Origin of the sequence: Nonomuraea endophytica (assembly GCF_014203235.1) — a bacterium.
Classification (GTDB): Bacteria; Actinomycetota; Actinomycetes; order Streptosporangiales; family Streptosporangiaceae; genus Nonomuraea; species Nonomuraea endophytica.
The window spans coordinates 130,961-152,083 of record NZ_JACHIN010000022.1 but is presented as its reverse complement, the minus strand read 5'-3'; the positions used below and the strand labels follow the sequence as shown (position 1 = coordinate 152,083).

The following is a 21,123-nucleotide window of genomic DNA, read 5'->3' as shown; positions in this document are numbered from 1 at the left end:
CGAGGCGCCCCTCACAGATGGAACCAGTGGATGCGCCGGCACGTGGCGCAGACGAAGCAGGTCGCGTCCCGGTTGGCCCAGTCGAGGTTCATGAAGGTCATCCCCGTGGTCTGCAACTTCCAGCGGTGCTGCTCGAAGGTCGAATTGCCACAGGAGTCGCAGGCGAGCGTCTGGCCGTTGAGGAGGATGACCTCCTGAGGTTCCGACATGCCCGACATCCTAGGCAAACCCCATCAAGCACTTCAGCGGGCCGCGCGCGAAAGGCGACCCGGTTCAGAGGCGCACGCCCAGGAGGGCGTCGGTGAGGGCGCGGACGAGGGCGGGGGCCTCGGGGTCCGGGCCAGGTCCGTCGGCCAGGGCCTGGGTGACCCAGGTGTCCACGGCGGCCAGGGCGCCCGGGGCGTCCAGGTCGTCGGACAGGCGGGCGCGTACCTCTGCCAGCAGGTCGTCGGCGCGCGGGCCCGAGGGCAGCGCGGTCGCCTCGCGCCAGCGGGACAGCCGGGACTCGGCGGCCACCAGCTGGTCGGGGGTGTATTCCCAGTCCGCGCGGTAGTGGTGGGCCAGCAGGACCAGGCGGATGGCCATCGGGTCGTGCTCGGCGCGCAGGCGGGAGACGAAGACCAGGTTGCCCTTCGATTTCGACATCTTCTCGCCGTCGAGGCCGACCATTCCGGCGTGGGTGTAGAAGCGGGCGAAGGGCCACTCGCCGGTGGCCGCGTGGCCTTCGGAGGCCCCGCACTCGTGGTGCGGGAAGATCAGGTCGGTGCCGCCGCCCGCCACGTCGTAACCGGGGCCCAGGCTGGCCAGGGAGATCGCGGTGCACTCGATGTGCCAGCCGGGGCGGCCGCGCCCCAGCGTGGTGTCCCAGGCGGGCTCGCCCGGCCGCTCGGCGCGCCACAGCAGCCAGTCGAGCGGGTCGCGCTTGCCCGGCCGGTCGGGGTCGCCGCCACGTTCGGCGAACAGCGTCAGCATCTCCTGCTCGGAGTAGCCGGACACCTCGCCGAACTTCGGCGCGGCGGCCCGGCTGAAGTAGATGTCGCCGCCGATCTCGTAGGTGTACGGCCGCAGCCGCCCGATCAGCTCGGCCACCTCGCCCACGACCTCGGTCACGCCCACGTACTCGCGCGGCGGCACGATGCGCAGGGCCTCCATGTCGGTGCGGAACAGCTCGATCTCACGCTCGGCCAGGTCCTGCCAGGCGATGCCGGTCTGCTCGGCCCGCTCCAGCAGCGGATCGTCCACGTCGGTGGCGTTCTGCGTGTAGTGGACCTCGTGCCCGGCGTCCCGCCACAGGCGGCCGACCAGGTCGAAGGCGAGGTAGGTGTTGGCGTGCCCGAGGTGGGTGGCGTCGTAGGGCGTGATGCCGCACACGTACATGCGGGCCACGGGGCCCGGATCGGTCTGCCTGACCTGCCTCGCGGCGGTGTCGTAAAGCCGCAGCGGGACGCTCTCGCCGGGCAGTTCAGGAATGTTCGGGGCAGACCACGATCTCATGCCTGTGAGCCTATCCGGCCGGTGAGGTCGCCGAACTCGGTGGTCACCGCGTCCGCGGAGAGCGTGACCATGGTCACCGAGAGCGAGGCGAAGACCCGGCCGTCCGGCAGGACGTGGCGCAGGATCAGCGCGCCCGGCTCGGCGGAGTGCGGGTCGGCGGTGAGGGGCCACCAGTCGCCGGTGGCGGCGAAGCGGGGCCGCTGGGCGATGACCCGCGGGTCGTCGGGGTCCAGGCCGCTGTTGACGATGACGCTGACGCCTTCGGGCAGGGTGGTGGCGGCCTGCCGTACGCCGTCCCAGCTCCACAGGCGTGCGCCGGACGGGTCGGCGAGCACCAGGTGGAAGGGGTCGTAGACGGACAGGTCGCCCGCGGGCAGGCCGCCCTCGGCCAGGGTCCTGAGCGGCAGGTCGCCGCGGGAGACGCGGATCGTGTCGGGGGCCGGGACGCCGCGGCCGTTGAGCAGGGCGGCGGCGCGGCGGGTGGCGGGATCGACGGCGAGCCAGGTGCCGCCCGCCTTGAGGTCACGGCCGCCGACGACGCCGGGATGGTCGGGCCAGTGCTCGCCCGGCCCCTCCCAGGGGCGGTCGGCGAACTCGTCACGCACGCCCATCAAGGTCAGGGGGTCGCCGGTTCTCACGATCACCGTGCACATGGGGCACAGCGTAGTAAACGCTCTACTACCGGATCAGATGGGGGGCCAGGGTATGGCGGGCCAGTCCTCCGACGGATAGGGGTGTACGCCGGTGTCCAGCAGGCGGCGCACGCGGTTCCAGGTGGCCTCCACCTCGGCCAGCGTCAGCAGCTGGCGCAGGCGGCGCCCCAGCGCGCCCGACTCGATGTCGCGTTCGAGCTTGGCCAGGACCGCCACCGCGTCGCGGGCCAGCGGCTTGCCCCGCCACTGCCACAGCACGGTGCGCAGCTTGTCCTCGGCGGCGAAGCAGACGCCGTGGTCGACGCCGTAGACGTGCCCGTCGGGCAGTGGCAGCAGGTGACCGCCCTTGCGGTCGGCGTTGTTGACCACCGCGTCGAACACCGACATCCGGCGCAGCCCGGGGTGGCGGCTGCGGACCAGGCGCATGAGGTCGATCTCGTGCTCGGAGTCGATCCACAACTGGCACATGCCGGGTCCGAACGGCCCGTCCCGGTAGACGGTCGGCGGCACGATGCCCCACCCGGTGGCCTGCGAGACCTCGAAGGCCGCGACCTCACGGGCGGCGAGCGTGCCGTCGGGGAAGTCCCACAGGGGACGCTCCCCGCGCACCGGTTTGTAGACACAGGCCGCCGTGCGCCCGCCCAGGGTCAGCGAGCAGTACAGCGTCATGTTGGTGGCCTCGACCAGGCGTCCGGCCACCTCCAGGCGGCCGTCGCGCAGCAGCCTCAGTGCCCCCTCGTCCTGCACGGCCGAGGGCTGGGCGTTTCTGAGTACCGGCTCGCTCTCCTGGGCACTGCTCACGACGCTGCCTCACCCCCGCGGTATCCGTTCAGGCGCACGCACACATGTCCTTCGGCGTCGAGCGGCTGCCCGCACAGCGGGCACGGCGGCCGCCCGGCGGCGACGATCTGCAGGGCCCGCGCGGTGAAGGCGCGGGCGGCCCCCGCGCTCATCCGCACCCTCAGCATGGCGGGCTCGGGAGCCGCCTCGTCCTCCTCGTCGACGATCTCCTGGGCCTCGATGACCACCTGGGAGGTGTCGGGATCCCAGGCGAGTGCCATCGTGCCCACCTTGAAGTCCTCGTCGAGAGGGGTGTCGAGCGGGCCGTCGTCGGTCAGGTCGGTCGGAGCCAGGGCGGGAATCTGGGCGGTGCCTCCACTGCGCCGCAGCACCTCGTCGAGCAGCTCGTCCAGCCTGCCCGCGAGCGCCGCCACCTGGAGCTTCTCCAGCGCGACCGTGGTCAGCCGACCTTCGGCACGGGCCTGAAGGAAGAAGGCTCGCGCCCCCGGCTGCCCCAAGGCACCGGCCACGAACCGCTCGGGTGGGTCGTAGTCGAAGACCGGCATAGCCTGACCTTACGTGGTCCCGGATCCGCCGCCGACGGCGGCATCGCTCCCGGTGAGTTTTTCTCCCCCGTCTTTCTCCTCCGAATCCTCGGGAAGCCGCAATTCCCCCATATCGTTAACTCTGCTAACAAAGGGACGCAAGGGTGTATAGCGAATCACGGTGATCGCCGCCGGATCCGACGTAATGCGCTGAAACTGATCGAGATGGAGCCCCAGAGCGTCCGCCACGATCGCCTTGATCACGTCGCCGTGGCTGCAGACGAGGTAGACACCCTTCCCCCCGAGCCGCTCGTTCCAGTCCCGCACCGCCGCCACCGCGCGCCGCTGGACCTCGGCCATGGCCTCGCCGCCCGGGAAGACGACCGCGCTCGGATGCGCCTGCACGACCTTCCACAGCGGCTCCTCGGCGAGCTCCTTGAGCTCGCGCCCGGTCCACTCGCCGTAGCCGCACTCGATGAAGCGCTCATCGGTCTGTACGGCCAGCCCCCGCCCCTCGGAAACCGCGGCCGCGGTCTCCTGGCAGCGCTCCAGCGGACTGGAGACGATCGCGTCCAGGCGCACCTGGGAGATCCGCCCCGCCAGGGCCGCGGCCTGAGCCCGCCCGGCCTCGCTCAGATGCACGCCCGGAGTGCGCCCTGCCAGCACCGGACCGGTCAAATCGGTCAGCCCGTGACGGGCCAGGAGAAGCGTGGTCACCTGGCAAGTGTCGCAGGCGTCGATCCCCGTGTTGGACGCGGCTGGGCGGTACCCTGGCGGGATCATGGAGCAGCGTTATGTCGGCCGCAGCGGCCTGTCGGTATCCCGGCTCGGACTCGGCACGATGACCTGGGGACGCGACACCGACGCCGACGACGCGGCGGTGCAGCTGCGCACCTTCCTGGACGCCGGGGGCAACCTGGTCGACACCGCCGACGTCTACACCGGCGGCGACGCCGAACGCCTGCTCGGCCGGATGCTGCGCGACGCGGTGCCGCGCTCCGAACTGGTCATCTCCACCAAGGCCGTGGTCACCCCGACCGGCCGCCGGCCCCGCGACGCCTCGCGCCGCCACCTGATCGCCGCCTGTGACGCCTCGCTCAACCGCCTCGGGCTCGACTACGTCGACCTGTGGCAGCTCCACACCTTCGACCCGGAGGTGCCGCTGGAGGAGACGCTCGCCGCGCTGGACGCCATCGTCACCTCCGGCCGCGCCGTCTACGCCGGCGTCTGCGACTACTCCGGCTGGCAGCTGGCCGCCGCCGCGGTCGCCCAGCGCGCGGTCCCGGGCCGTATCCCGATCACCTCGGCCCAGGCCGAGTATTCGCTGCTGGCCCGCGAGCCCGAGCGGGAGCTGCTGCCGGCCGCCGAGCACGTGGGCGCTGGCGTGCTGGCCTGGTCGCCGCTGGGCAGGGGGGTGCTGACCGGCAAGTACCGCACCGGCATCCCGTCCGACTCGCGCGCCGCCACCCCGCACTTCTCCGACTTCGTCCGGCCCTATCTCGACGAGCGTTCGCGCAGTGTGGTCGAGTCGGTCATGACCGCCGCCGACGGCCTGGGCGTCTCGCCGCTGGCCGTCGCGCTGTCCTGGGTGCGCGACCAGCCCGGAGTGGCCTCGGCGATCGTCGGCGCGCGCACGACCGGGCAGCTCAAAGCCGTCCTGCTGGCCGAGGACGTGATCCTGCCGCGGGAGATCAGGGAGGCGCTCGACGACGTGTCGTCGCTCGACTGAACAAGGAATGAGAGCGCCACTCGCGTATCACTAGTCGATACCGAATCGCAACTTTCGCCGAGAAACACCTGCCTCTCGGCGGTGATGTCCATAAAGATTTCCTCCGAGGCGAAGTAGGAGGGCGCATGGGGAGCAGGGCCGCAATCACGACGGGTGTACTCGCCGTGGCGTTGGCCGCCATCCCGGGAGCGGCGCCGGCCGTCGCGGCCGTCCAGGACTGCGCCAAGGGCGGCGGGCTGCTCTCCGGAGTGACCAACAGCCTGTGCGACGTGGTGAACGCCGTCACCGACACCGTGGACGGGTTAACGGGCAAGGCCGCCGAGCCGGTGACCAACGGGCTGAACGAGACCACGGACGAGGTCCTGGGCACCGTCGGCGAGGCGGTGCCGACCGGCAAGCCCGCCCCGGCGCCGTCGAGCACCCGTCCCAGCTCGGCCAAGACCCCCGAACTGCTGCCCGAGACGCTGGGCGACGTGTGCCTGCCCGTGCTGGCCTGCGACGACCAGAGCGTGCTGGACGTCCTGACGCCCACACCCACCCAGACCAGCCGCGAACCCCGCCCGGCCCCGTCCACCCGACCCACCCACCGCCGCGAGGAGACCGAGGTCCTGCCCACGCAGGCGCCGACTCCGCCGCAGAGCGAGCCGTACATGATGGACAACGCGGTGCCGGTCGAGGAGCGCAGGACCGCGGACACCGAGGAGCCGCGCATCGACCTGCTGTGGCCCAACCCTTACGCCGACGAGCTCACGGTCCCGCTGCAGGACCGCCGCCAGGTGGTCCGCCCGAGCACCCCGGCCTCCGACGCGCTGGGCACCGCCCTGACCGCCGCCCTGCTCGCCTCCGCCATCCTCGCCACCCGCGTCGCCCACCAACGCAAACGCCGCGACGAGCACACCATCCCCTTCGAGCCCGCCCCCACGTCAGGCCGCCACCGGCTGGCTTGATCTTTGGCTTCTGGCCGTTCTCGCGTTTCTGGCCTTTTCCGTTACGGCCAGCCGCCCCACCCGCACCGCCGCCGTGGGTGGCCGCCCGTCGAGCGCTGGTCGTGAGGGCTCACGTGGTCCCCGCCGTTACAACGCCCTCTTGGCCGGTTGAGCGCAACCCAATCCCGGGGCCCCCGCCATGACGGCGGAGGCCCGGAAAGTCAGGCGCCGATCGCGTGGACTCCGCCGTCGACGTGGAGGATTTCGCCGGTGGTGGCGGGGAACCAGTCGGACATCAGGGCGACGCAGGCGCGGGCGGCCGGGGCGGTGTCGGACAGGTCCCAGCCCAGGGGGGCCTTGTCCGGCCAGCTGTCCTCGAACTCCTTGAAACCCGGGATCGACTTGGCGGCCATCGTGCGCAGCGGGCCGGCGGCGACCAGGTTCACGCGGATGCCCTGCTTGCCGAGGTCGCGGGCGAGGTAGCGGTTGGCGGACTCCAGGCCGGCCTTGGCCACGCCCATCCAGTCGTAGACCGGCCAGGCCTTGGAGGCGTCGAAGTCGAGGCCGACGACCGAGCCGCCCTCCTTCATGAGGGGCAGGCAGGCCACGGCCAGCGACTTGTAGGAGAAGGTGGAGATGTGCAGGGCGGTGGCGACGTCCTCCCACGTGGTGTTGAGGAAGTTGCCGCCGAGGGCGGTCTGGGGGGCGAAGCCGATGGAGTGGACGACGCCGTCGAGGCCGTCGACGTGCTCGCCGACGCGGGAGGCCAGGGTGTCGAGGTGCTCGGTGTTCTGGACGTCGAGCTCCAGCACGGGCGCGGGCTGCGGGAGCCGCTTGGCGATGCGCTCGACGAGGCTGAGCCGGCCGAAGCCGGTCAGCACGACCTGGGCGCCCTCCTCCTGAGCGATCTTCGCCACGGCGAAGCCGATGGAGGCGTCGGTCAGCACGCCCGTCACCAGGATGCGCTTGCCTTCGAGAATGCCCATGTCAGTGCCCCATTCCGAGTCCGCCGTCGACGGGGATCACGGCCCCGGTGATGTAGGAGGCGTCGTCGCTCGCCAGGAAGCGGACGACGCGCGCGATCTCCTGGGGCGCGGCCTGGCGGCCCAGGGGGATGTTCTTGACGATGGCCTCGCCGTCGAGGTCGGCCGTCATGTCGGTCTCGACGAAGCCGGGGGCGACGACGTTGACGGTGATGCCGCGCGAGCCGTACTCGCGGGCGAGGGAACGGCCGAAGCCGACCAGACCGGCCTTGGAGGCGGCGTAGTTGGCCTGGCCCGCCTGGCCGGACAGGCCCACGACCGAGGAGATGAGGATGATGCGGCCGCGCTTGAGCTTCATCATCGGGCGGATGGCCCGTTTGGCGACGCGGTAGGCGCCGGTCAGGTTGGCGTCGATGACGTCGGTGAAGGTCTCCTCCTTCATCATGGCCAGGAGGGTGTCCTTGGTGATGCCCGCGTTGGAGACGAGCACCTCCACCGGGCCCTGCTCGGCTTCGACCTTGGCGAAGGCGGCCTCGACGTCCTCGGTGCTGGTCACGTCGCAGCGGACGCCGAACAATCCCTGTGGGGGCTCGCCCGATCGGTAGGTGACGGCGACGGCGTCGCCCGCCGCTTCGAGTTCGCGGGCGATCGCGAGGCCGATGCCCCGGTTGCCGCCGGTGACGAGTACTGAGCGTGCCATGGGACCTGACGCTATCTGCTACCCGCTGGTATGCGCTTGTCCAGGGGGCACAAGATCACGGGGTTAGGATCGTTGACATGCGTCAAATCGACCCTGATTTCCTCGCGCTGCCACTTGGGCAGCTCGCGGACGCCGCCCTGCAACGTGCCCGTGACCTGGGTGCCGAGCACGCGGACTTCCGCCTCGAACGCATCAGGGGCGAGTCCCTGAGCCTCTACGACACGCGGCTCGAAGGCGCCGTCGACGCCGACGACCTCGGCTTCGCGGTGCGTGTGGTCAAGGGCGGCACATGGGGCTTCGCCTCCGGCATCGACCTGACCCCCGAGGCCGCGGCCAGGGTGGCCGAGCAGGCGGTGCGGGTGGCCGAGGTGAGCGCCCCCATCAACAGGGAGCCGATCGAGCTGGCTCCCGAACCGGTCTACTCCGGCCTCACCTGGGTCTCGCCGTATGAGGTGGACCCGTTCGAGGTGCCCCAGGCCGACAAGGTCGCGCTGCTGGCCGAGTGGTCGGCAGGGCTGCTCAAGGGCGCCGACCACGTCTCGGCCCGGCTGCTGCAGGTGAAGGAGCAGAAGTTCTACGCCGACAGCTCCGGCACCTCCACCACGCAGCAGCGGGTGCGCCTGCACCCGAGCCTCAACGCCATGAAGGCGTCCGAGCAGGGCTTCGACGACATGTCGACGATCGCGCCGCCGGTGGGACGCGGCTACGAGTACCTGACGGGCACGTTCTGGGACTGGGCGGGCGAGCTGGCCCAGCTTCCCGAGCTGCTGGCCGAGAAGCTGGCCGCGCCGTCGGTCGAGGCGGGCGACCACGACCTGGTCGTCCACCCGTCCAACCTGTGGCTGACGATCCACGAGTCGATCGGGCACGCCACCGAGCTGGACCGCGCGCTCGGTTACGAGGCCGCGTACGCCGGAACGAGCTTCGCCACCTTCGACCAGCTCGGCGAGCTCGTCTACGGCTCCCCGATCATGAACGTCACCGGCGACCGCACGGTCGAGCACGGCCTGGCCACGATCGGCTACGACGACGAGGGCGTGGCCGGCCAGAGCTTCGACATCGTGCGCGACGGCATCCTGGTCGGCTACCAGCTCGACCGGCGCATGGCGCTGATGAAGGGCTTCGGCCGCTCCAACGGCTGCGGCTTCGCCGACTCCCCCGGCCACATGCCGATCCAGCGCATGGCCAACGTCTCGCTGAAGCCCGCTCCTGACGGCCCGGCGACCGACGAGCTGATCTCGCGGGTGGAGCGCGGCCTGTACATCGTCGGCGACAAGAGCTGGTCGATCGACATGCAGCGCTACAACTTCCAGTTCACCGGCCAGCGGGCCTACCGGATCGAGAACGGCGCCCTCGCCGGACAGGTGCGGGACTTCGCCTACCAGGCGACGACGACGGACTTCTGGCGCTCGATGGAGGCCGTCGGCGGCCCCCAGACCTACGTGCTCGGCGGCGCCTTCAACTGCGGCAAGGGCCAGCCTGGACAGGTCGCGCCGGTCAGCCACGGCTGCCCGTCCGCGCTGTTCCGCGGCGTCCGCATCCTCAACACGGTCCAGGAGGGTGGCAAGTGATGACTCCCCAGGAGATGGTTGAGCGGGCGCTGGAGCTCTCCACGGCCGACGACTGCATGGTGGTCGTGGACGACAGTTCGACGGCCAACCTGCGCTTCGCGGGCAACACCCTGACCACGAACGGCGTGGCCCGCTCCGCCCAGCTGACCGTGATCTCGATCGCGGGCCAGGGCGTGGGCGTGGTGTCGCGCGCGGCCGTACGTGCCGAGCAGCTCGCCGATGTGGTGGCCGCGGCCGACGCCGCGGCGCGCGAGGCACAGCCGGCCGAGGACGCCCGCCCGCTGGTGTCGGGCGTGCCGGCCAGCGCGAACTGGGCCGATCCGGTCGTGCCGACCGAGATCGGGGTGTTCGGCGAGTTCGCGCCCGCGCTGGGCGAGGCGTTCTCGGCCGCCGAGGCGGGCGGCAGGAGGCTGTACGGCTTCGCCGAGCACACGCTGACCTCGACCTTCCTCGGCTCCTCCACGGGCCTGCGGCTGCGCCACGACCAGCCCACGGGCAGACTGGAGCTCAACGCCAAGTCGGCCGACCTCAAGCGCTCGGCCTGGACGGGCGTGGCCACGCGCGACTTCGCCGACGTGGACGTCGCCGCGCTCGACGCCTCCCTGGCCATGCGGCTGGAGTGGGCGAAGAACCGCGTCGACCTGCCCGCGGGCCGCTACGAGACGCTGCTGCCCCCGAGCGCGGTCGCCGACCTCATGATCTACGCCTACTGGTCGTCGGGCGCCAGGGACGCGCTGGACGGCCGGACGGTCTACTCCAAGCGCGGCGGCGGCACCCGGGTGGGCGAACGGCTCGCGCCGCTGCCGCTCACTCTGGCCAGCGATCCGGCGGCGGCGGGCATCGGCTGCGCGCCGTTCGTCGTGACCCGTTCGGCCGGGCGCGAGAGCTCGGTGTTCGACAACGGGCTGCCGCTGGAGGCGACCGAGTGGATCTCCGGCGGCACGCTCGCGGCGCTGCGCCAGACCCGCTACTCGGCGGAGCTGAGCGGCCTGGCCGTCACGCCCGACATCGACAACCTGATCATGCGCGGTGACGGCGGCAGGTCGCTGACCGAGATGATCGCCTCGACCGAGCGCGGCCTGCTGCTGACCTGCCTGTGGTACATCCGCACGGTGGACCCGCAGACGCTCCTGGTCACCGGCCTGACCCGCGACGGCGTCTACCTGGTCGAGAACGGCGAGGTCGTCGGCGAGGTGAACAACTTCCGCTTCAACGAGAGCCCGGTGGACCTGCTGGGCCGCATCAGCGAGGTGGGCGCCGCCGAGCAGACGCTGCCGCGCGAGTGGAACGACTACTTCACGCGGGCGGTCATGCCGCCGGTGCGGGTGCCGGACTTCAACATGTCGACGGTCAGCCAGGCGAGCTGAGCGTGAAGGCGAGCACGCGTCGCCACCGTTTCGCGGTGACGACGCGTGCGCTCCCCCCGGGCAGGCCGGCGGTGGGCACCGTGGCCAGGCCCTTCTCGTTGACGCCGTCGAAGGGCGTCAGCGCCGCGCGCGCCGGCCGCCGCCGGTCGGCGAGCGGGCCCAGCCGGAGTCCTTCCTGGCCAGTTCCTCGTCGGTGAGCGTGGCTTCGGGGTCGTAGGAGCCCCGGTAGGTCATCTCGTACAACGGCAGGTCGTCCACCTGGCGCAGGCTGGCGACCGTGCGGGCGATCTCGTCGGCGCTCTGCCGTAACGGCGGCCTCGCCTCAGGCGCGCCGCTCACGGGTCCGTCCCCGCGCACGGCGCTTTCCTCCCGTACGGCGCGGCCCCCCACCGGAAGGGTCCCCGGCACGCGGACCGGCGCCACGGCACGGCGGTGCATCGCGCCCCCCTTCGCTCCGGAGTCTCCGACGCACCGCCGGGAACATCACCCATTACCGCGATGGTCAGCCGTCTTCCAGGCGGAAGCCGACCTTCATCCCCACCTGGAAGTGCGCGACCTCGCCCTGGTCGATGTGACCCCGGACCTCCGTCACCTCGAACCAGTCCAGGTGGCGCAGGGTCTGCGCGGCCCGCCTGATGCCGTTGCGGATGGCCTGGTCGACACTCTCCCCCGAAGTTCCGACTATCTCGGTCACCCGATACGTTCGATCCGTCATCTCCGCCTCCTCTTACTCGAAAGCCATGATCGCATGACCCTCGTTCCGGCACCGGCGCCCCATCGCGTCCTTCACCTCCGAGGTCTACCGTGGGAGGCATGAGGGGGTGGCGTACGCGCAAGCAGGTCCACCAGGTGACGGACGCGCAGCCGTCGCTCTCCGACGACGTGCGCAAGCGCGAGATCAGCTACTTCATCAAGATGGGCATTCGCACGCTCTGCCTCATCCTGGCCGTCGTGGTGCCCGTGCCCTGGCCCTACCGGCTGCTCTTCATCGCCGGCGCGGTCTTTTTGCCGTACATAGCCGTAATCGGGGCCAATGAGAGGTCGAAGGACTCCCCGCCTCCTACCTTTCACACACCGGAGGCTAACCAAAGCGAGATACCCCTGCACCGACGCGAGATCGGGTCGTGACTAAGTCTTGACGCATCCCACGGGTTGTAGGTGTACGCTTTAGCCAAGCGCTCCGGTCCCCCGTCGGAGTGCTGGTGCCGGCGTTCCGGGCCCCCGTCGGAACGCCGATGAAGCGAAGCCGGGTGGTTTGCCCCCGTAACCACCCGGCTTCGCCCTTTTCTGAGAAGACCTCATTACCCCCGCTCAGCGGGTAGGTCTGCTTTCCCGAAATCGTTTACACCTCATCGGTGCGCGAAATTCACAGGAAACCTTCAGGTTCGGTCACGGGTTGACACGGGGAGTTCGCAGGAGTGTCACTCGCCGGTCAGGTTCTCCCTGCTCGCCTCGGTCCAGCTGCCGGCCAGCGCGGTCAGCCGGGCCACGGCGTCCTCCGGCGCGGTGCCCGCTCCCTGGGCCAGTCCGAGCAGGTAGGCGGTGAGCGGCGCGGCCGGTCTGGCCACCCCGTGCGCCACCTCCTTGGTGAGGTCCAGGATCAGGTCCCGGTCCACCCTGGCCGGATCGATGCCGAGTTCCTCGCAGACCAGGGCCGTCCACTCGCTGAGCACGTTCATGTGAGCCTCCTCCAGATCGTCCATAGTGTCGCAGTCGAACCAGGGCCGGCCGGGCAACGCCACCCGCACCGGCTCCAGCGGCCCCAGCAGCCCACGCAAAGACCGCCCCTCATAGCCGCGGAGCGCCTCCCGCAGCACATCGGCTCGCCACACCCCGGCCAGCCACTGCTCCCGCCCCCCGTCATCCACGAGAACCGCCCCGGCCCCGGAGGCCGCGTGATGGAGGGCGGCGACGTGGGCGGGGCGCAGAAGGGGCATGTCGCCCGCCAGAAGCGCCACCCAGGGCGCGCGAACCTCGGCCAGGCCCACGCGCAGCGCCGGCACCGGCCCCCCGCCACGCGGCTCCTCAAGGACGTAGAGGGCACGGGGAGCGCGACGCTCCGGGCCCACGACGATCAACCGCCCGGCATCGGGTACGGCGGCGGCCACGATCTCCAGGAGCGAGCGCCCGCCCACGCTGAGGCCGGGCTTGTCCACGCCGCCCAGCCGCCGGGCAGCACCTCCGGCGAGAACCACCGCGTCATACACCACCCAGCCAAGGTAACCGCCGAGATCACCACCAACCGCCGCGGGTCCGCCCCGGGAGGGCCTGCCCAGGTGGTCTGCTTGCGCTGTGACGGCGCGCGACCACGTCAGACTGCCGGCCATCGGTCGAGCCGCGAGCCCACGACGGCGGGCGGGGGTAGGGCGGCTTGCCGTAACGGATGGAAAGCCCGGAAAGAAAGCCCGAAAGATCAGCCGCCGATGGCGGACATGGGACGGGCGGGCTGGAGGAAGGCCGGGTCGTCGATGCCGTGGCCGGGGCGTTTGGCGGCGACGGCGGCGAGCCAGCGGGCGGCGAGGTCGTCGTCCGAGGCGCCGGCGCGCATCGCCGTCTTCAGGTCGGATTCCTCCCGCGCGAACAGGCAGTTGCGCACCTGCCCGTCGGCCGTCAGCCGCACCCGGTCGCACGCGCCGCAGAACGGCCGCGTCACCGACCCGATCACGCCCACCCGCGCGGGCCCGCCGTCGACCAGGAACCTCTCGGCCGGCGCGCTGCCGCGCTCCTCGCGGTCGTCGGGGGTCAGGTCGAAGGCCGGCGCCAGCATCGCGAGGATCTCGTCGGCGGTGATCATGTTGTCGCGGGTCCAGCCGTGCTGGGCGTCCAGCGGCATCTGCTCGATGAAGCGCAGTTCGTAGCCGCGCTCCAGGCAGTGGCGCAGCAGCGCGGGCGCCTCGTGGTCGTTGACGCCGCGCATGAGCACGGCGTTGACCTTCACCGGCCGCAGCCCGGCGTCGTTAGCGGCGGCCAGACCGGCCAGGACGTCGTCGAGGCGGTCGCGGTGCGCCAGGCGCTTGAACGTCTCGGGCTCCAGCGTGTCCAGCGAGACGTTCACCCGGTCGAGCCCCGCCTCGGCGAGGGCCGGGGCCATGCGGGCGAGCCCGATGCCGTTGGTGGTCAGCGAGACCTGCGGGCGCGGGCGCAGCCGGGTGGTGCGGGCGACGATGTCGGGCAGTTCGCGGCGCAGCAGCGGCTCGCCGCCGGTGTAGCGGACCTCGGTGATGCCGAGGCGTTCGACCCCGATGGTGACGAGCCTGACGATCTCGTCGGCGGTCAGCAACTGGGCGTTGGGCAGCCAGTCGAGGCCTTCGGGCGGCATGCAGTACGTGCAGCGCAGGTTGCACTTGTCCGTCAGGGACACCCGAAGGTCGGTAGCCACCCTCCCGTAGGAGTCGTTGAGCATCGGGGTCATGTGGCACACCCTACGGCACGTCCGCCGGCGCATCGGCGTTCAGGGTCTTCTCAAACCAATGGTGGGCATAGGGCTCCTCGTTGAAGCGGCTCACCTCGGTGTATCCGGCCGTCTGGTAGAGCCGCTTGGCCTCGGCGAGGGCGGCGTGCGTCTCCAGCCGGACCGTCGCCGCGCCGTGCTCGGCCGCGCGCGCCTCCAGCTCGGCCAGCAGCCTCCGTCCCAGCCCCAGCCCGCGTACGGCCGGCGCCACCCACATCCGCTTGAGGTGCGCGCTGTCGCCATGGAACTTCAGCGCCCCGCAGCCGACCGGATCGGCGTGGAGCGTGGCCACCAGGATCAGCCCCCTGGGCAGCGTGAGCTCCCGCTCCCCCGCCGCGATCCCGCGGGCGGGATCGAACCCCTCGGGGAAGCGCCTGCCCAGTTCGGCGAAGTACTCGCCCAGGCTGTGGCGGGCGTCGGGGTGGCGCGGGTCGGTCACGGCCACCTCGACCATGGAGGCGATCAGCAGCCGTTCGACCTCGGTCATGGCGGCGACGAGCCGCGTGCGCTGGCCGTGGTCGAGCGGCCGCAGGATCGACTCGGCCTGCTCGTCGGAGCGCCGGTCGAGCTCGGCCCGCTCGGCTCGCCCCCGCTCGGTGAGCCGGGCCCGGCGTACCCGCGCGTCGCCCGCGTCGCTCTCGACGACCACCAGCCCGTCGCTCTCCAGGGCGCGCAGGATCCGGCTCAGGTATCCGGAGTCGAGGTCGAGGCGGGCGCGCAGCAGGCGTACCTCACTGCCCGCCGCCCCGATCTCCCACAGCACCCTGGCCTGCCCGAGCGGACGCCCTCTGGTGAGGAAGGCGTCCTCCAGGGCGCCGACGCGCTGGGTGACGGTGCGGTTGAAGCGCCGCACGCGCTCGACGAGCATCCCATCCATTCTCTGACTTTAGTCAGAGAATTTCGGATCGTCACCCCTTGACGCAGATGAGCTGACGCAGGTGCGCGACCACCTGCACCAGGTCGGTCTGGGCCGCCATGACCGCCTCCAGGTCCTTGTAGGCCCCCGGGATCTCGTCCACGATGCCCGCGTCCTTGCGGCACTCCACCCCGAACGTCTGCTCCTGAAGGTCCTTCACGGTGAAGGTCTTCTTCGCCTTGGTCCGGCTCATCTTGCGCCCCGCGCCGTGCGAGGCCGAGTTGAACGCCGCCGCGTTCCCGAGCCCCTTCACGATGTAGGTGCCCGTGGCCATCGAACCGGGGATGATGCCCAGGTCTCCGCTGCCCGCCCGGATCGCGCCCTTGCGGGTGACCAGCACGTCCACCCCGTCGTACCTCTCCTCGGCCACGTAGTTGTGGTGGCAGGAGATGGGCTGGTCGTAGGTGATGTCCGGCAGGTGGCGGGAGAGGACGTCGCAGACCAGGCCCATCATGACCGCGCGGTTGCGGCGGGCGTAGTCCTGGGCCCAGAACAGGTCACGGCGGTAGGCGTCCATCTCCGGCGTGCTGCCGAGGAAGACCGCCAGGTCGCGGTCGACCAGGCCCTGGTTGTGCGACAGGCCGCGGGCGACGCCGATGTGGTGCTCGGCCAGTTCCTTGCCGATGTTGCGCGAGCCGGAGTGCAGCACCACCCAGACGTACTGCTCGTCGTCCGCGCAGACCTCCAGGAAGTGGTTGCCGCCGCCGAGCGTGCCCATCTGCACCTCGGCGCGCTCCCTGCGGGCGCGCACCTGCGTCGCGAGCTCGTCGAAGCCCTTCCAGAAGGCCTCCCACCCGGACGTCTTCAGCCCCCGGACCTTGTCCGGGTCGACCGGCAGCTTGTGGTGGCCGAAGCCGACGGGCACCGCCCGCTCCAGCTTCCCGCGCAGGTACGCCAGGTTGTCGGGCAGCTGCGAGCTCTTGTAGGACGTCTTGACCGCGGTCATCCCGCAGCCGATGTCCACCCCGACCGCGGCCGGGGAGACGGCGTCCTTCATCGCGACGACCGAGCCCACCGTCGCGCCCTTGCCGTGGTGCACGTCCGGCATGACGGCGACACCGTGGACCCACTCCAGGTTCGCCACGTTGCGCAGCTGCTGCATGGCCTGCGGGTCGACGGACTCGGGCTCCGCCCACATCCTGATCGGCCGACGGGTGCCGGTCACCTCGTTGTACGTCATCTCGTATCGCCTCCTCCCGGGCACATCCCGAACGTGATCAATGACGCCAGAAGGACACCACCCCGGGCAACCCATTTAACGCCTCCTAGGAGCGCTGAAACTGGAGGCGGCTGGAGAAGTTCACGCTGACGCGGGGGCCGGACGGGGTGGTCTGCTTGGGGACGCTGTGCCGCCAGTCGCGCTGGCAGCGGCCGCCCATCACGATCAGGTCGCCGGCGGCGGGGGTCAGCGCGACGCTGCGTCCTCCGGTGCGCGGCTTCAGGAGGAAGCGCCTGGTCGCGCCCAGGCTCAGGACCGGGACCACGCAGAGTTCGCGCCGGCACGTGGCCCAGTCGCCGTGCCAGCCGGTGCTGTCGTGGTGGTCGCGGTAGAAGTTGATCCACAGGCCGTCGTACGGCACGCCGTAATGGGCCGACAGGACGGCGGCGGCCGTACGCAGGAGCTCGTGGGGGGCGTCGGCGAGGTCGGGGTACTCGGCGGTCAGCCGGGGCTCCACCATCATGCGGTCGGCGATGCGCCGCAGCCGCTGCTCCCACGCCGCGCCCGCGATGAGCGCCCGCAGCAACTGGTCGCTGCCGGTCAGCCAGGCGGGCACGTGCTCCACCCAGGAGGTCTCGTCCAGCCGGACGCGGCGGGCGGTCGCGAACGCGCGGTCGAGGCTCGGCGCCTGCTGCGCGAAGAGGTCGAGCTGGTCCATGCCTCATGGTGTACGGCACGCGCGGCCGGCCTCTCCGGTCATATTCGGCCATCCCCCGGGGGATGATGTCCGAATCCGGCCGGTGAGCGGCCACGCCTCCCGCGTACTGTCGGCCTCATGACGAGTTCCAAGGCTGAGATCTTCGCCGCCCTGCACCGTCCGGGCGATCCGCTGCTGCTGCCCAACGCCTGGGACGTGGGCTCGGCCGTGGCGATCGCCGCGGCGGGGGCCCGGGCCATCGCGACGACGAGCGCCGGGGTGGCCTGGTCGCTCGGGTTCGCCGACGGCGCGGACCTGGGCGCCGACCGGGTGGCCGCGGTGGTCGAGCGGATCGTGGCGGCGGTCGAGGTGCCGGTGTCGGCCGACATCGAGGCCGGGTACGACTCGGTCGAGGCGACCGTGACCGCCGTCGTGCAGGCCGGGGCGGTCGGGGTGAACATCGAGGACCGCCTGGCCAGCGGGATGCTCGACCCCGCCGAGCAGGCCGGACGGCTGGCCGCCGCCCGTGCCGCCGCCGACCGGCTGGGCGTGCCGGTGTGGATCAACGCGCGGACGGACGTCTATCTCGCGGGCAGCGGGCAGCTCGACGAGGTGAAGCGGCGCGCGGAGGCCTATGCGGCGGCCGGGGCCGACAGCCTGTTCGTCCCCGGGCTGGTCGATCTGGCGGCGCTCGCCGAGCTGTCGGCCGGGCCGCTGCCGGTCGCGGTGATGGCGTGGGCGGGGGCGCCGGGGGTGCCGGAGTTCGCCTCGGCCGGGGTGGTGCGGGTGAGCCTGGGCTCGGCGATCGCGCAGGCCGCGTACGCGCTGGCCGCGAGGGCGGCCACGGAACTGCTGGAGAAGGGCGGGTACGACGCCACCGGGGACGGCCTGCCGTACGACAAGATGAATGCTCTCTACAAATAGACGGTGTACTCTCATTTAGGAGTTGGCTCCTAAAGGAGGTGTGCCGTGGGTCTGCATCACGTGGGGCATGTCGTCGGCGACATGGAGGGGGCGGCGCGGCTTTACCGGCGGCTCGGGTTCACGGTGGCGCCGCCCGCCTATCCCGTGCTGCCCGGTGTCGAGCAGCCGTTCGGGGTGGCGAACGCGCACGTCTACCTCGGCGACGGGTTCGTGGAGCTGGTGGCGGTGCTCGACGGCGTGCCCGGTGAGGCGCGGCCGATCCCGCTGCGGGTGCCGGAGGACAGGCTGCCCGCCCTGGTGGCGGCCATCCGCGCCACGTCCGCGGCCATCGCCGGTTTCCTGGAGCGGTTCGAGGGGTTGCACATCGTGATCGCCGACACCTCCGACCTGGACGCGGTCGCCGCGCGGCTGACCGCCGACGGTGTCGGGCACGGTGGGGTGCACGCCATCCAGCGCCCGGTCGAGACCGCCACGGGCACCGCGATGGAGCCCGCCCGCTACCTGGAGATCTCCGGGCCGCTGCCGGAGGGCAGGATCGGGTTCGCCGAGAACACCCCTGACTCCGCCGCCCTGCCCGTCGAGCATGCCAACGGCGCGATCGGGCTGGTGGAGTGCGTCCTGTGCGTCCCCGACGAAGAAACCGACCAAGAAGCCGACCAAGAAGGCGACCGTGAAGCCGACCAGGCAGCCAGCCAGGGAGGCGGCCAGGGCGGCGCCCAGGGAGCAGACTTGGAAGGCGACCAGGAAGGCGATCAGGGAGCGGACCCGGGAGGCGACCGGGAAGGCGGCCAGGAAGCGGACCAGGAGGTGGGCTCGGTGCGGCGTCGTTACGACGGCTGGGCGGGTGTCAGGATCGTGCCCGCTTCGGCGCTCCCCGGGCTGCTGCCCGGCGAGCGCCCACCGGCTCTCCCGGCGTTCGTCGCCTACGCGGTGTCGGTACGCGACCTCGCCGCCACCGAGCGGTTCCTGAGCGGCAACGGCGTCCCCATCGGCAAGACCGGATCCGGCGAGATCTTCGTGCCCGCCGAGGCCGCGCTGGGCACCGCGATCATCTTCCGCCAGCAGGGCTAAGGCACCGCCAGGAGGATCGCGCAAGGAGGACTAAAGCACCACCAGGAGAGCCAAAGCGCCAACTAGGGCCCCTCCACCCGCAGCCCCGAGGGCAGGCCCGTGACCTGGGCCGTGCCCGAGCGGTCGACGGTCACGTCCACAGGGGCCCCGGCCACCCGGAGCCCCCGTACGGCCAGCGCCCCCAACGGCGCCCCCGGCCGGACCAGCACCCGCCCACCCGGCACATCCGGATAAAGCCCGACCGCGGCATGGACGATCGCCAGGGCGGACGCCGCCGACCAGGCCTGCGGGCGGCAGGCGGCCGGGTACGGCACCGCCCGCCCCATCAGCGAGCGCTCGTCCCCGGCGTGCAACTCGGGCAGCCGGTAGTCAAAGGTCTCCGCGGCGGCCAGCAGCCCCTCGGCCAGATGCGCGGCGAGCGCCCCATGACCGCCCCGGGCCAGACCGGCGATGACGATAGCGGTGTCATGCGTCCAGATGGAGCCGCAGTGGTAGGACAACGGACTGAACCCCCCGTCCGCCGCCGACATCGTACGCAGGCCGAACCCACCCGACATGGCGGGATCGGCAAGCGTCCGCGCGATCCGCAGCTCTTCGCCGGGCGTCAGGATGCCGGTGCCGAGGAGGTGCCCGATGTTGCTGGTCAACGCGTCGACCGGGCGCTTGTCGCGGTCGAGGGCGAGCGCAGGATAGCCGCCCTCCACCCAGAACCGCTCGCGGAACCGCCCGGCCAGCCGCCCGGCGTAGTCCCGCCACCGCTCGGCGCCGGGCCGTCCGAACGCCTCCAGCAGCGCCGCCCCGGCCAGGGCCGCCTCGTGCGCGTACCCCTGGACCTCGGCGAGGGCGATCGGCGGCTCGGCCCGCGCGCCGTCGCGGAAGCGGACGGCGTCGCCGGAGTCCTTCCATCCCTGGTTGGCCAGGCCGCGGCCACCGCTGTCCAGGTACTCCAGGAACCCGTCGCCGTCGGCGTCACCGTCGTCGGCCAGCCAGCCGAGCGCGGCCTCCAGGGCGGGCAGCAGGTCGGCCACCTCGGCCTCCGGCAGGCCCCAGCGCCAGGCGTCGTGCAGCAGGGCGATCCAGAGCGGGGTGGCGTCGATGGTGCCGTAGTAGGTGGGCGGCAGGCGCAGTCCGCTGTCGAGGACGAACGCGTGCCTGCGCAGCTCGTGCATGATCTTGCCGGGCGCCTCGCCGGTGGCGGGGTCGGTCTTGGCTCCCTGGAGGCGGGCCAGGACGCGCAGCGTGCCCGCCGCCAGGGAGGTGCCCAGGGGCAGCATCATGCGCGCGGCCCAGATGCTGTCCCTGCCGAACAGCGTCAGGAACCACGGCACGCCCGCGCCCAGGAACGTCTCGCCGGGCGCCCCGGTCACGGTGAGCCGCAGCGACTCCAGGTCGTCGAGCGACTGGCGGGCCAGCCGTACCAGCCGGGCGTCGTCGGCCTCGATCTCCGGCCTGCTCCACTCGCGCGGGCCCGCCGGGGCGGCCACGACCGCTCGCGGGTCGGTGACGGCGGCGTTCCACCGCAGCGTGCGCCGCTCGCCGGGCGCGAGCGTCACCTCCCACCGCGGTCCCGCCTCGGTCCGCTCGCCGTCCGCAGAGGTGACGGTGACGTGGGCGTCGCCGGCGCGCCAGAGCAGTTCGCCGCCGTTGGTCTCGGGTTTCAGGGGTACGGCGCCGCCGCCCGACTTCACCACCTCGATGGGAGCGAAGTCGCTGGCCAAGGTGACGGTGACCGTACAGGTGAAGGGGACGGACGCCGTGGAGGCGATCGTGATCTCCTCGGCCATCGCGCCCGGCGTGACCCGGCGCACGCGCTCGACCCGCACGGTGGGGTCGGCTTCGCGGTCGCCCAGCCATCGGGCCAGGGAGACGAAGCGGGCGAGCCCGGAGGCCGGTACGGCGTGGCCGATCGGCTCCGGTTCGCGCCCGTCGATCTCCAGCGTGACCCGCGAGAGCACGCGGGCGTCGGCGTGGAAGAGCCCCTGCACTCCGGCGGGCCGGATCTGGCCGTCCGCCCCGCTGAGCGCGCTCGTCGGGGCCAGGACGGTGCTGACGAGGTCGTGCAGTAGCGGTTGCAGGCGGTGGTCGTGCACGGTGATGACCCCTTGACACTCCGTTTACTTGAACGATCTAATCCTGTCACACAGCTTTTAGATCGAT

General features: G+C 71.7%; 23 protein-coding genes. 7 read left to right on the top strand and 16 right to left on the bottom strand.

What is annotated here, in order from left to right:
• Positions 1-11 precede the first annotated feature (11 nt).
• From HNR40_RS48860 to HNR40_RS48835, 6 genes are all read right to left on the bottom strand, one after another.
• The gene (locus HNR40_RS48860) at positions 12-209 is read right to left on the bottom strand and encodes a hypothetical protein (protein WP_184974290.1); all 198 of its coding nucleotides are present in this window, start codon (positions 207-209) and stop codon (positions 12-14) included.
• Positions 210-273: 64 nt separating this feature from the next.
• Complete coding sequence (gene mshC, locus HNR40_RS48855) at positions 274-1,494, bottom strand: cysteine--1-D-myo-inosityl 2-amino-2-deoxy-alpha-D-glucopyranoside ligase (protein ID WP_184974288.1); 1,221 nt, start codon at positions 1,492-1,494, stop codon at positions 274-276.
• A complete protein-coding gene (locus tag HNR40_RS48850; RefSeq protein WP_184974286.1) occupies positions 1,491-2,147 on the bottom strand; it encodes an NRDE family protein in 657 nt (218 codons plus the stop codon). The genes mshC and HNR40_RS48850 overlap by 4 nt, the downstream gene beginning before the upstream one ends.
• 33 nt (positions 2,148-2,180) lie before the next feature.
• A complete protein-coding gene (locus HNR40_RS48845; protein ID WP_184974284.1) occupies positions 2,181-2,948 on the bottom strand; it encodes an Rv2133c family protein in 768 nt (255 codons plus the stop codon).
• The gene (locus HNR40_RS48840) at positions 2,945-3,493 is read right to left on the bottom strand and encodes an Rv2134c family protein (protein WP_184974283.1); all 549 of its coding nucleotides are present in this window, start codon (positions 3,491-3,493) and stop codon (positions 2,945-2,947) included. Before HNR40_RS48840 ends, HNR40_RS48845 begins: the two co-directional genes overlap by 4 nt.
• Positions 3,494-3,502: 9 nt before the next feature.
• Positions 3,503-4,189 carry an Rv2135c family putative phosphatase gene (locus HNR40_RS48835; RefSeq protein WP_312896821.1) on the bottom strand — a complete coding sequence of 229 codons (687 nt, stop codon included), beginning with the start codon at positions 4,187-4,189 and terminating at the stop codon, positions 3,503-3,505.
• A 64-nt stretch (positions 4,190-4,253) separates the two neighbouring features.
• On the opposite strand from HNR40_RS48835, the gene HNR40_RS48830 reads away from it, so the two are divergent.
• Both HNR40_RS48830 and HNR40_RS48825 read left to right on the top strand, forming a co-directional pair.
• On the top strand, positions 4,254-5,201 hold the full coding sequence (locus HNR40_RS48830; protein ID WP_184974279.1) for an aldo/keto reductase: 948 nt from the start codon (positions 4,254-4,256) through the stop codon (positions 5,199-5,201).
• 125 nt (positions 5,202-5,326) lie between these two features.
• Complete coding sequence (locus HNR40_RS48825) at positions 5,327-6,148, top strand: hypothetical protein (protein ID WP_184974276.1); 822 nt, start codon at positions 5,327-5,329, stop codon at positions 6,146-6,148.
• Positions 6,149-6,348: 200 nt separating this feature from the next.
• Here the strand turns inward: HNR40_RS48825 and fabI are convergent, their stop codons facing one another.
• Both fabI and HNR40_RS48815 read right to left on the bottom strand, forming a co-directional pair.
• The gene (fabI, locus tag HNR40_RS48820; protein ID WP_184974273.1) at positions 6,349-7,113 is read right to left on the bottom strand and encodes an enoyl-ACP reductase FabI; all 765 of its coding nucleotides are present in this window, start codon (positions 7,111-7,113) and stop codon (positions 6,349-6,351) included.
• A 1-nt stretch (position 7,114) separates the two neighbouring features.
• The gene (locus tag HNR40_RS48815) at positions 7,115-7,810 is read right to left on the bottom strand and encodes a beta-ketoacyl-ACP reductase (protein ID WP_184974271.1); all 696 of its coding nucleotides are present in this window, start codon (positions 7,808-7,810) and stop codon (positions 7,115-7,117) included.
• A gap of 77 nt (positions 7,811-7,887) precedes the next feature.
• Between HNR40_RS48815 and HNR40_RS48810 the strand changes: the two genes are divergently transcribed.
• Both HNR40_RS48810 and HNR40_RS48805 read left to right on the top strand, forming a co-directional pair.
• Positions 7,888-9,381, top strand: a complete 1,494-nt coding sequence (locus tag HNR40_RS48810) for a TldD/PmbA family protein (RefSeq protein ID WP_184974269.1) — start codon at positions 7,888-7,890, stop codon at positions 9,379-9,381.
• Positions 9,381-10,748, top strand: a complete 1,368-nt coding sequence (locus tag HNR40_RS48805; RefSeq protein WP_184974267.1) for a metallopeptidase TldD-related protein — start codon at positions 9,381-9,383, stop codon at positions 10,746-10,748. Before HNR40_RS48810 ends, HNR40_RS48805 begins: the two co-directional genes overlap by 1 nt.
• A gap of 117 nt (positions 10,749-10,865) precedes the next feature.
• Here the strand turns inward: HNR40_RS48805 and HNR40_RS48800 are convergent, their stop codons facing one another.
• Both HNR40_RS48800 and HNR40_RS48795 read right to left on the bottom strand, forming a co-directional pair.
• The gene (locus HNR40_RS48800) at positions 10,866-11,186 is read right to left on the bottom strand and encodes a hypothetical protein (protein ID WP_184974265.1); all 321 of its coding nucleotides are present in this window, start codon (positions 11,184-11,186) and stop codon (positions 10,866-10,868) included.
• A 64-nt stretch (positions 11,187-11,250) separates the two neighbouring features.
• Positions 11,251-11,463 carry a dodecin gene (locus tag HNR40_RS48795; RefSeq protein ID WP_184974263.1) on the bottom strand — a complete coding sequence of 71 codons (213 nt, stop codon included), beginning with the start codon at positions 11,461-11,463 and terminating at the stop codon, positions 11,251-11,253.
• A gap of 98 nt (positions 11,464-11,561) precedes the next feature.
• On the opposite strand from HNR40_RS48795, the gene HNR40_RS48790 reads away from it, so the two are divergent.
• Complete coding sequence (locus tag HNR40_RS48790) at positions 11,562-11,876, top strand: DUF3099 domain-containing protein (protein ID WP_184974260.1); 315 nt, start codon at positions 11,562-11,564, stop codon at positions 11,874-11,876.
• Positions 11,877-12,169: 293 nt separating this feature from the next.
• Here HNR40_RS48790 and HNR40_RS57690 read toward each other — a convergent pair whose 3' ends face one another.
• The 5 genes from HNR40_RS57690 to HNR40_RS48765 all read right to left on the bottom strand — a co-directional run bounded on the left by HNR40_RS57690 (position 12,170) and on the right by HNR40_RS48765 (position 16,992).
• Positions 12,170-12,958, bottom strand: a complete 789-nt coding sequence (locus HNR40_RS57690) for an NTP transferase domain-containing protein (protein ID WP_312896820.1) — start codon at positions 12,956-12,958, stop codon at positions 12,170-12,172.
• Positions 12,959-13,161: 203 nt separating this feature from the next.
• Positions 13,162-14,151 (bottom strand): GTP 3',8-cyclase MoaA, encoded by a 990-nt coding sequence (moaA, locus tag HNR40_RS48780; RefSeq protein WP_221341752.1) that lies wholly within the window; start codon positions 14,149-14,151, stop codon positions 13,162-13,164.
• Between the two features lie 19 nt (positions 14,152-14,170).
• A complete protein-coding gene (locus HNR40_RS48775) occupies positions 14,171-15,076 on the bottom strand; it encodes a MarR family winged helix-turn-helix transcriptional regulator (RefSeq protein ID WP_184974254.1) in 906 nt (301 codons plus the stop codon).
• 31 nt (positions 15,077-15,107) lie between these two features.
• Positions 15,108-16,295: an RtcB family protein gene (locus tag HNR40_RS48770; RefSeq protein WP_184974252.1), complete on the bottom strand. Its 1,188-nt coding sequence runs from the start codon at positions 16,293-16,295 to the stop codon at positions 15,108-15,110.
• 85 nt (positions 16,296-16,380) lie between these two features.
• On the bottom strand, positions 16,381-16,992 hold the full coding sequence (locus tag HNR40_RS48765) for an alpha-ketoglutarate-dependent dioxygenase AlkB (protein ID WP_184974250.1): 612 nt from the start codon (positions 16,990-16,992) through the stop codon (positions 16,381-16,383).
• Positions 16,993-17,109: 117 nt separating this feature from the next.
• Here HNR40_RS48765 and HNR40_RS48760 point away from each other — a divergent pair, with 117 nt between their 5' ends.
• Positions 17,110-17,895 (top strand): isocitrate lyase/PEP mutase family protein, encoded by a 786-nt coding sequence (locus tag HNR40_RS48760; protein WP_184974248.1) that lies wholly within the window; start codon positions 17,110-17,112, stop codon positions 17,893-17,895.
• 45 nt (positions 17,896-17,940) lie between these two features.
• Positions 17,941-18,966: a VOC family protein gene (locus HNR40_RS55760; protein ID WP_312896819.1), complete on the top strand. Its 1,026-nt coding sequence runs from the start codon at positions 17,941-17,943 to the stop codon at positions 18,964-18,966.
• Between the two features lie 62 nt (positions 18,967-19,028).
• Here HNR40_RS55760 and HNR40_RS48750 read toward each other — a convergent pair whose 3' ends face one another.
• Complete coding sequence (locus HNR40_RS48750) at positions 19,029-21,056, bottom strand: amylo-alpha-1,6-glucosidase (RefSeq protein ID WP_184974247.1); 2,028 nt, start codon at positions 21,054-21,056, stop codon at positions 19,029-19,031.
• Positions 21,057-21,123: the final 67 nt, after the last annotated feature.

What these genes read in the sequence shown, in the direction of transcription:
- fabI (WP_184974273.1), bottom strand. Translation starts at nt 7,113, where the DNA reads ATGGGCATTCTCGAAGGCAAGCGCATCCTGGTGACGGGCGTGCTGACC.
- HNR40_RS48805 (WP_184974267.1), top strand. Translation starts at nt 9,381, where the DNA reads ATGACTCCCCAGGAGATGGTTGAGCGGGCGCTGGAGCTCTCCACGGCC.
- HNR40_RS48830 (WP_184974279.1), top strand. Translation starts at nt 4,254, where the DNA reads ATGGAGCAGCGTTATGTCGGCCGCAGCGGCCTGTCGGTATCCCGGCTC.
- HNR40_RS48795 (WP_184974263.1), bottom strand. Translation starts at nt 11,463, where the DNA reads ATGACGGATCGAACGTATCGGGTGACCGAGATAGTCGGAACTTCGGGG.
- HNR40_RS48860 (WP_184974290.1), bottom strand. Translation starts at nt 209, where the DNA reads ATGTCGGAACCTCAGGAGGTCATCCTCCTCAACGGCCAGACGCTCGCC.
- HNR40_RS48790 (WP_184974260.1), top strand. Translation starts at nt 11,562, where the DNA reads ATGAGGGGGTGGCGTACGCGCAAGCAGGTCCACCAGGTGACGGACGCG.
- mshC (WP_184974288.1), bottom strand. Translation starts at nt 1,494, where the DNA reads ATGAGATCGTGGTCTGCCCCGAACATTCCTGAACTGCCCGGCGAGAGC.
- moaA (WP_221341752.1), bottom strand. Translation starts at nt 14,151, where the DNA reads ATGCTCAACGACTCCTACGGGAGGGTGGCTACCGACCTTCGGGTGTCC.
- HNR40_RS48840 (WP_184974283.1), bottom strand. Translation starts at nt 3,493, where the DNA reads ATGCCGGTCTTCGACTACGACCCACCCGAGCGGTTCGTGGCCGGTGCC.
- HNR40_RS48825 (WP_184974276.1), top strand. Translation starts at nt 5,327, where the DNA reads ATGGGGAGCAGGGCCGCAATCACGACGGGTGTACTCGCCGTGGCGTTG.
- HNR40_RS48760 (WP_184974248.1), top strand. Translation starts at nt 17,110, where the DNA reads ATGACGAGTTCCAAGGCTGAGATCTTCGCCGCCCTGCACCGTCCGGGC.
- HNR40_RS48810 (WP_184974269.1), top strand. Translation starts at nt 7,888, where the DNA reads ATGCGTCAAATCGACCCTGATTTCCTCGCGCTGCCACTTGGGCAGCTC.
- HNR40_RS48765 (WP_184974250.1), bottom strand. Translation starts at nt 16,992, where the DNA reads ATGGACCAGCTCGACCTCTTCGCGCAGCAGGCGCCGAGCCTCGACCGC.
- HNR40_RS48770 (WP_184974252.1), bottom strand. Translation starts at nt 16,295, where the DNA reads ATGACGTACAACGAGGTGACCGGCACCCGTCGGCCGATCAGGATGTGG.
- HNR40_RS48775 (WP_184974254.1), bottom strand. Translation starts at nt 15,076, where the DNA reads ATGGATGGGATGCTCGTCGAGCGCGTGCGGCGCTTCAACCGCACCGTC.
- HNR40_RS48850 (WP_184974286.1), bottom strand. Translation starts at nt 2,147, where the DNA reads ATGTGCACGGTGATCGTGAGAACCGGCGACCCCCTGACCTTGATGGGC.
- HNR40_RS48815 (WP_184974271.1), bottom strand. Translation starts at nt 7,810, where the DNA reads ATGGCACGCTCAGTACTCGTCACCGGCGGCAACCGGGGCATCGGCCTC.
- HNR40_RS48800 (WP_184974265.1), bottom strand. Translation starts at nt 11,186, where the DNA reads ATGCACCGCCGTGCCGTGGCGCCGGTCCGCGTGCCGGGGACCCTTCCG.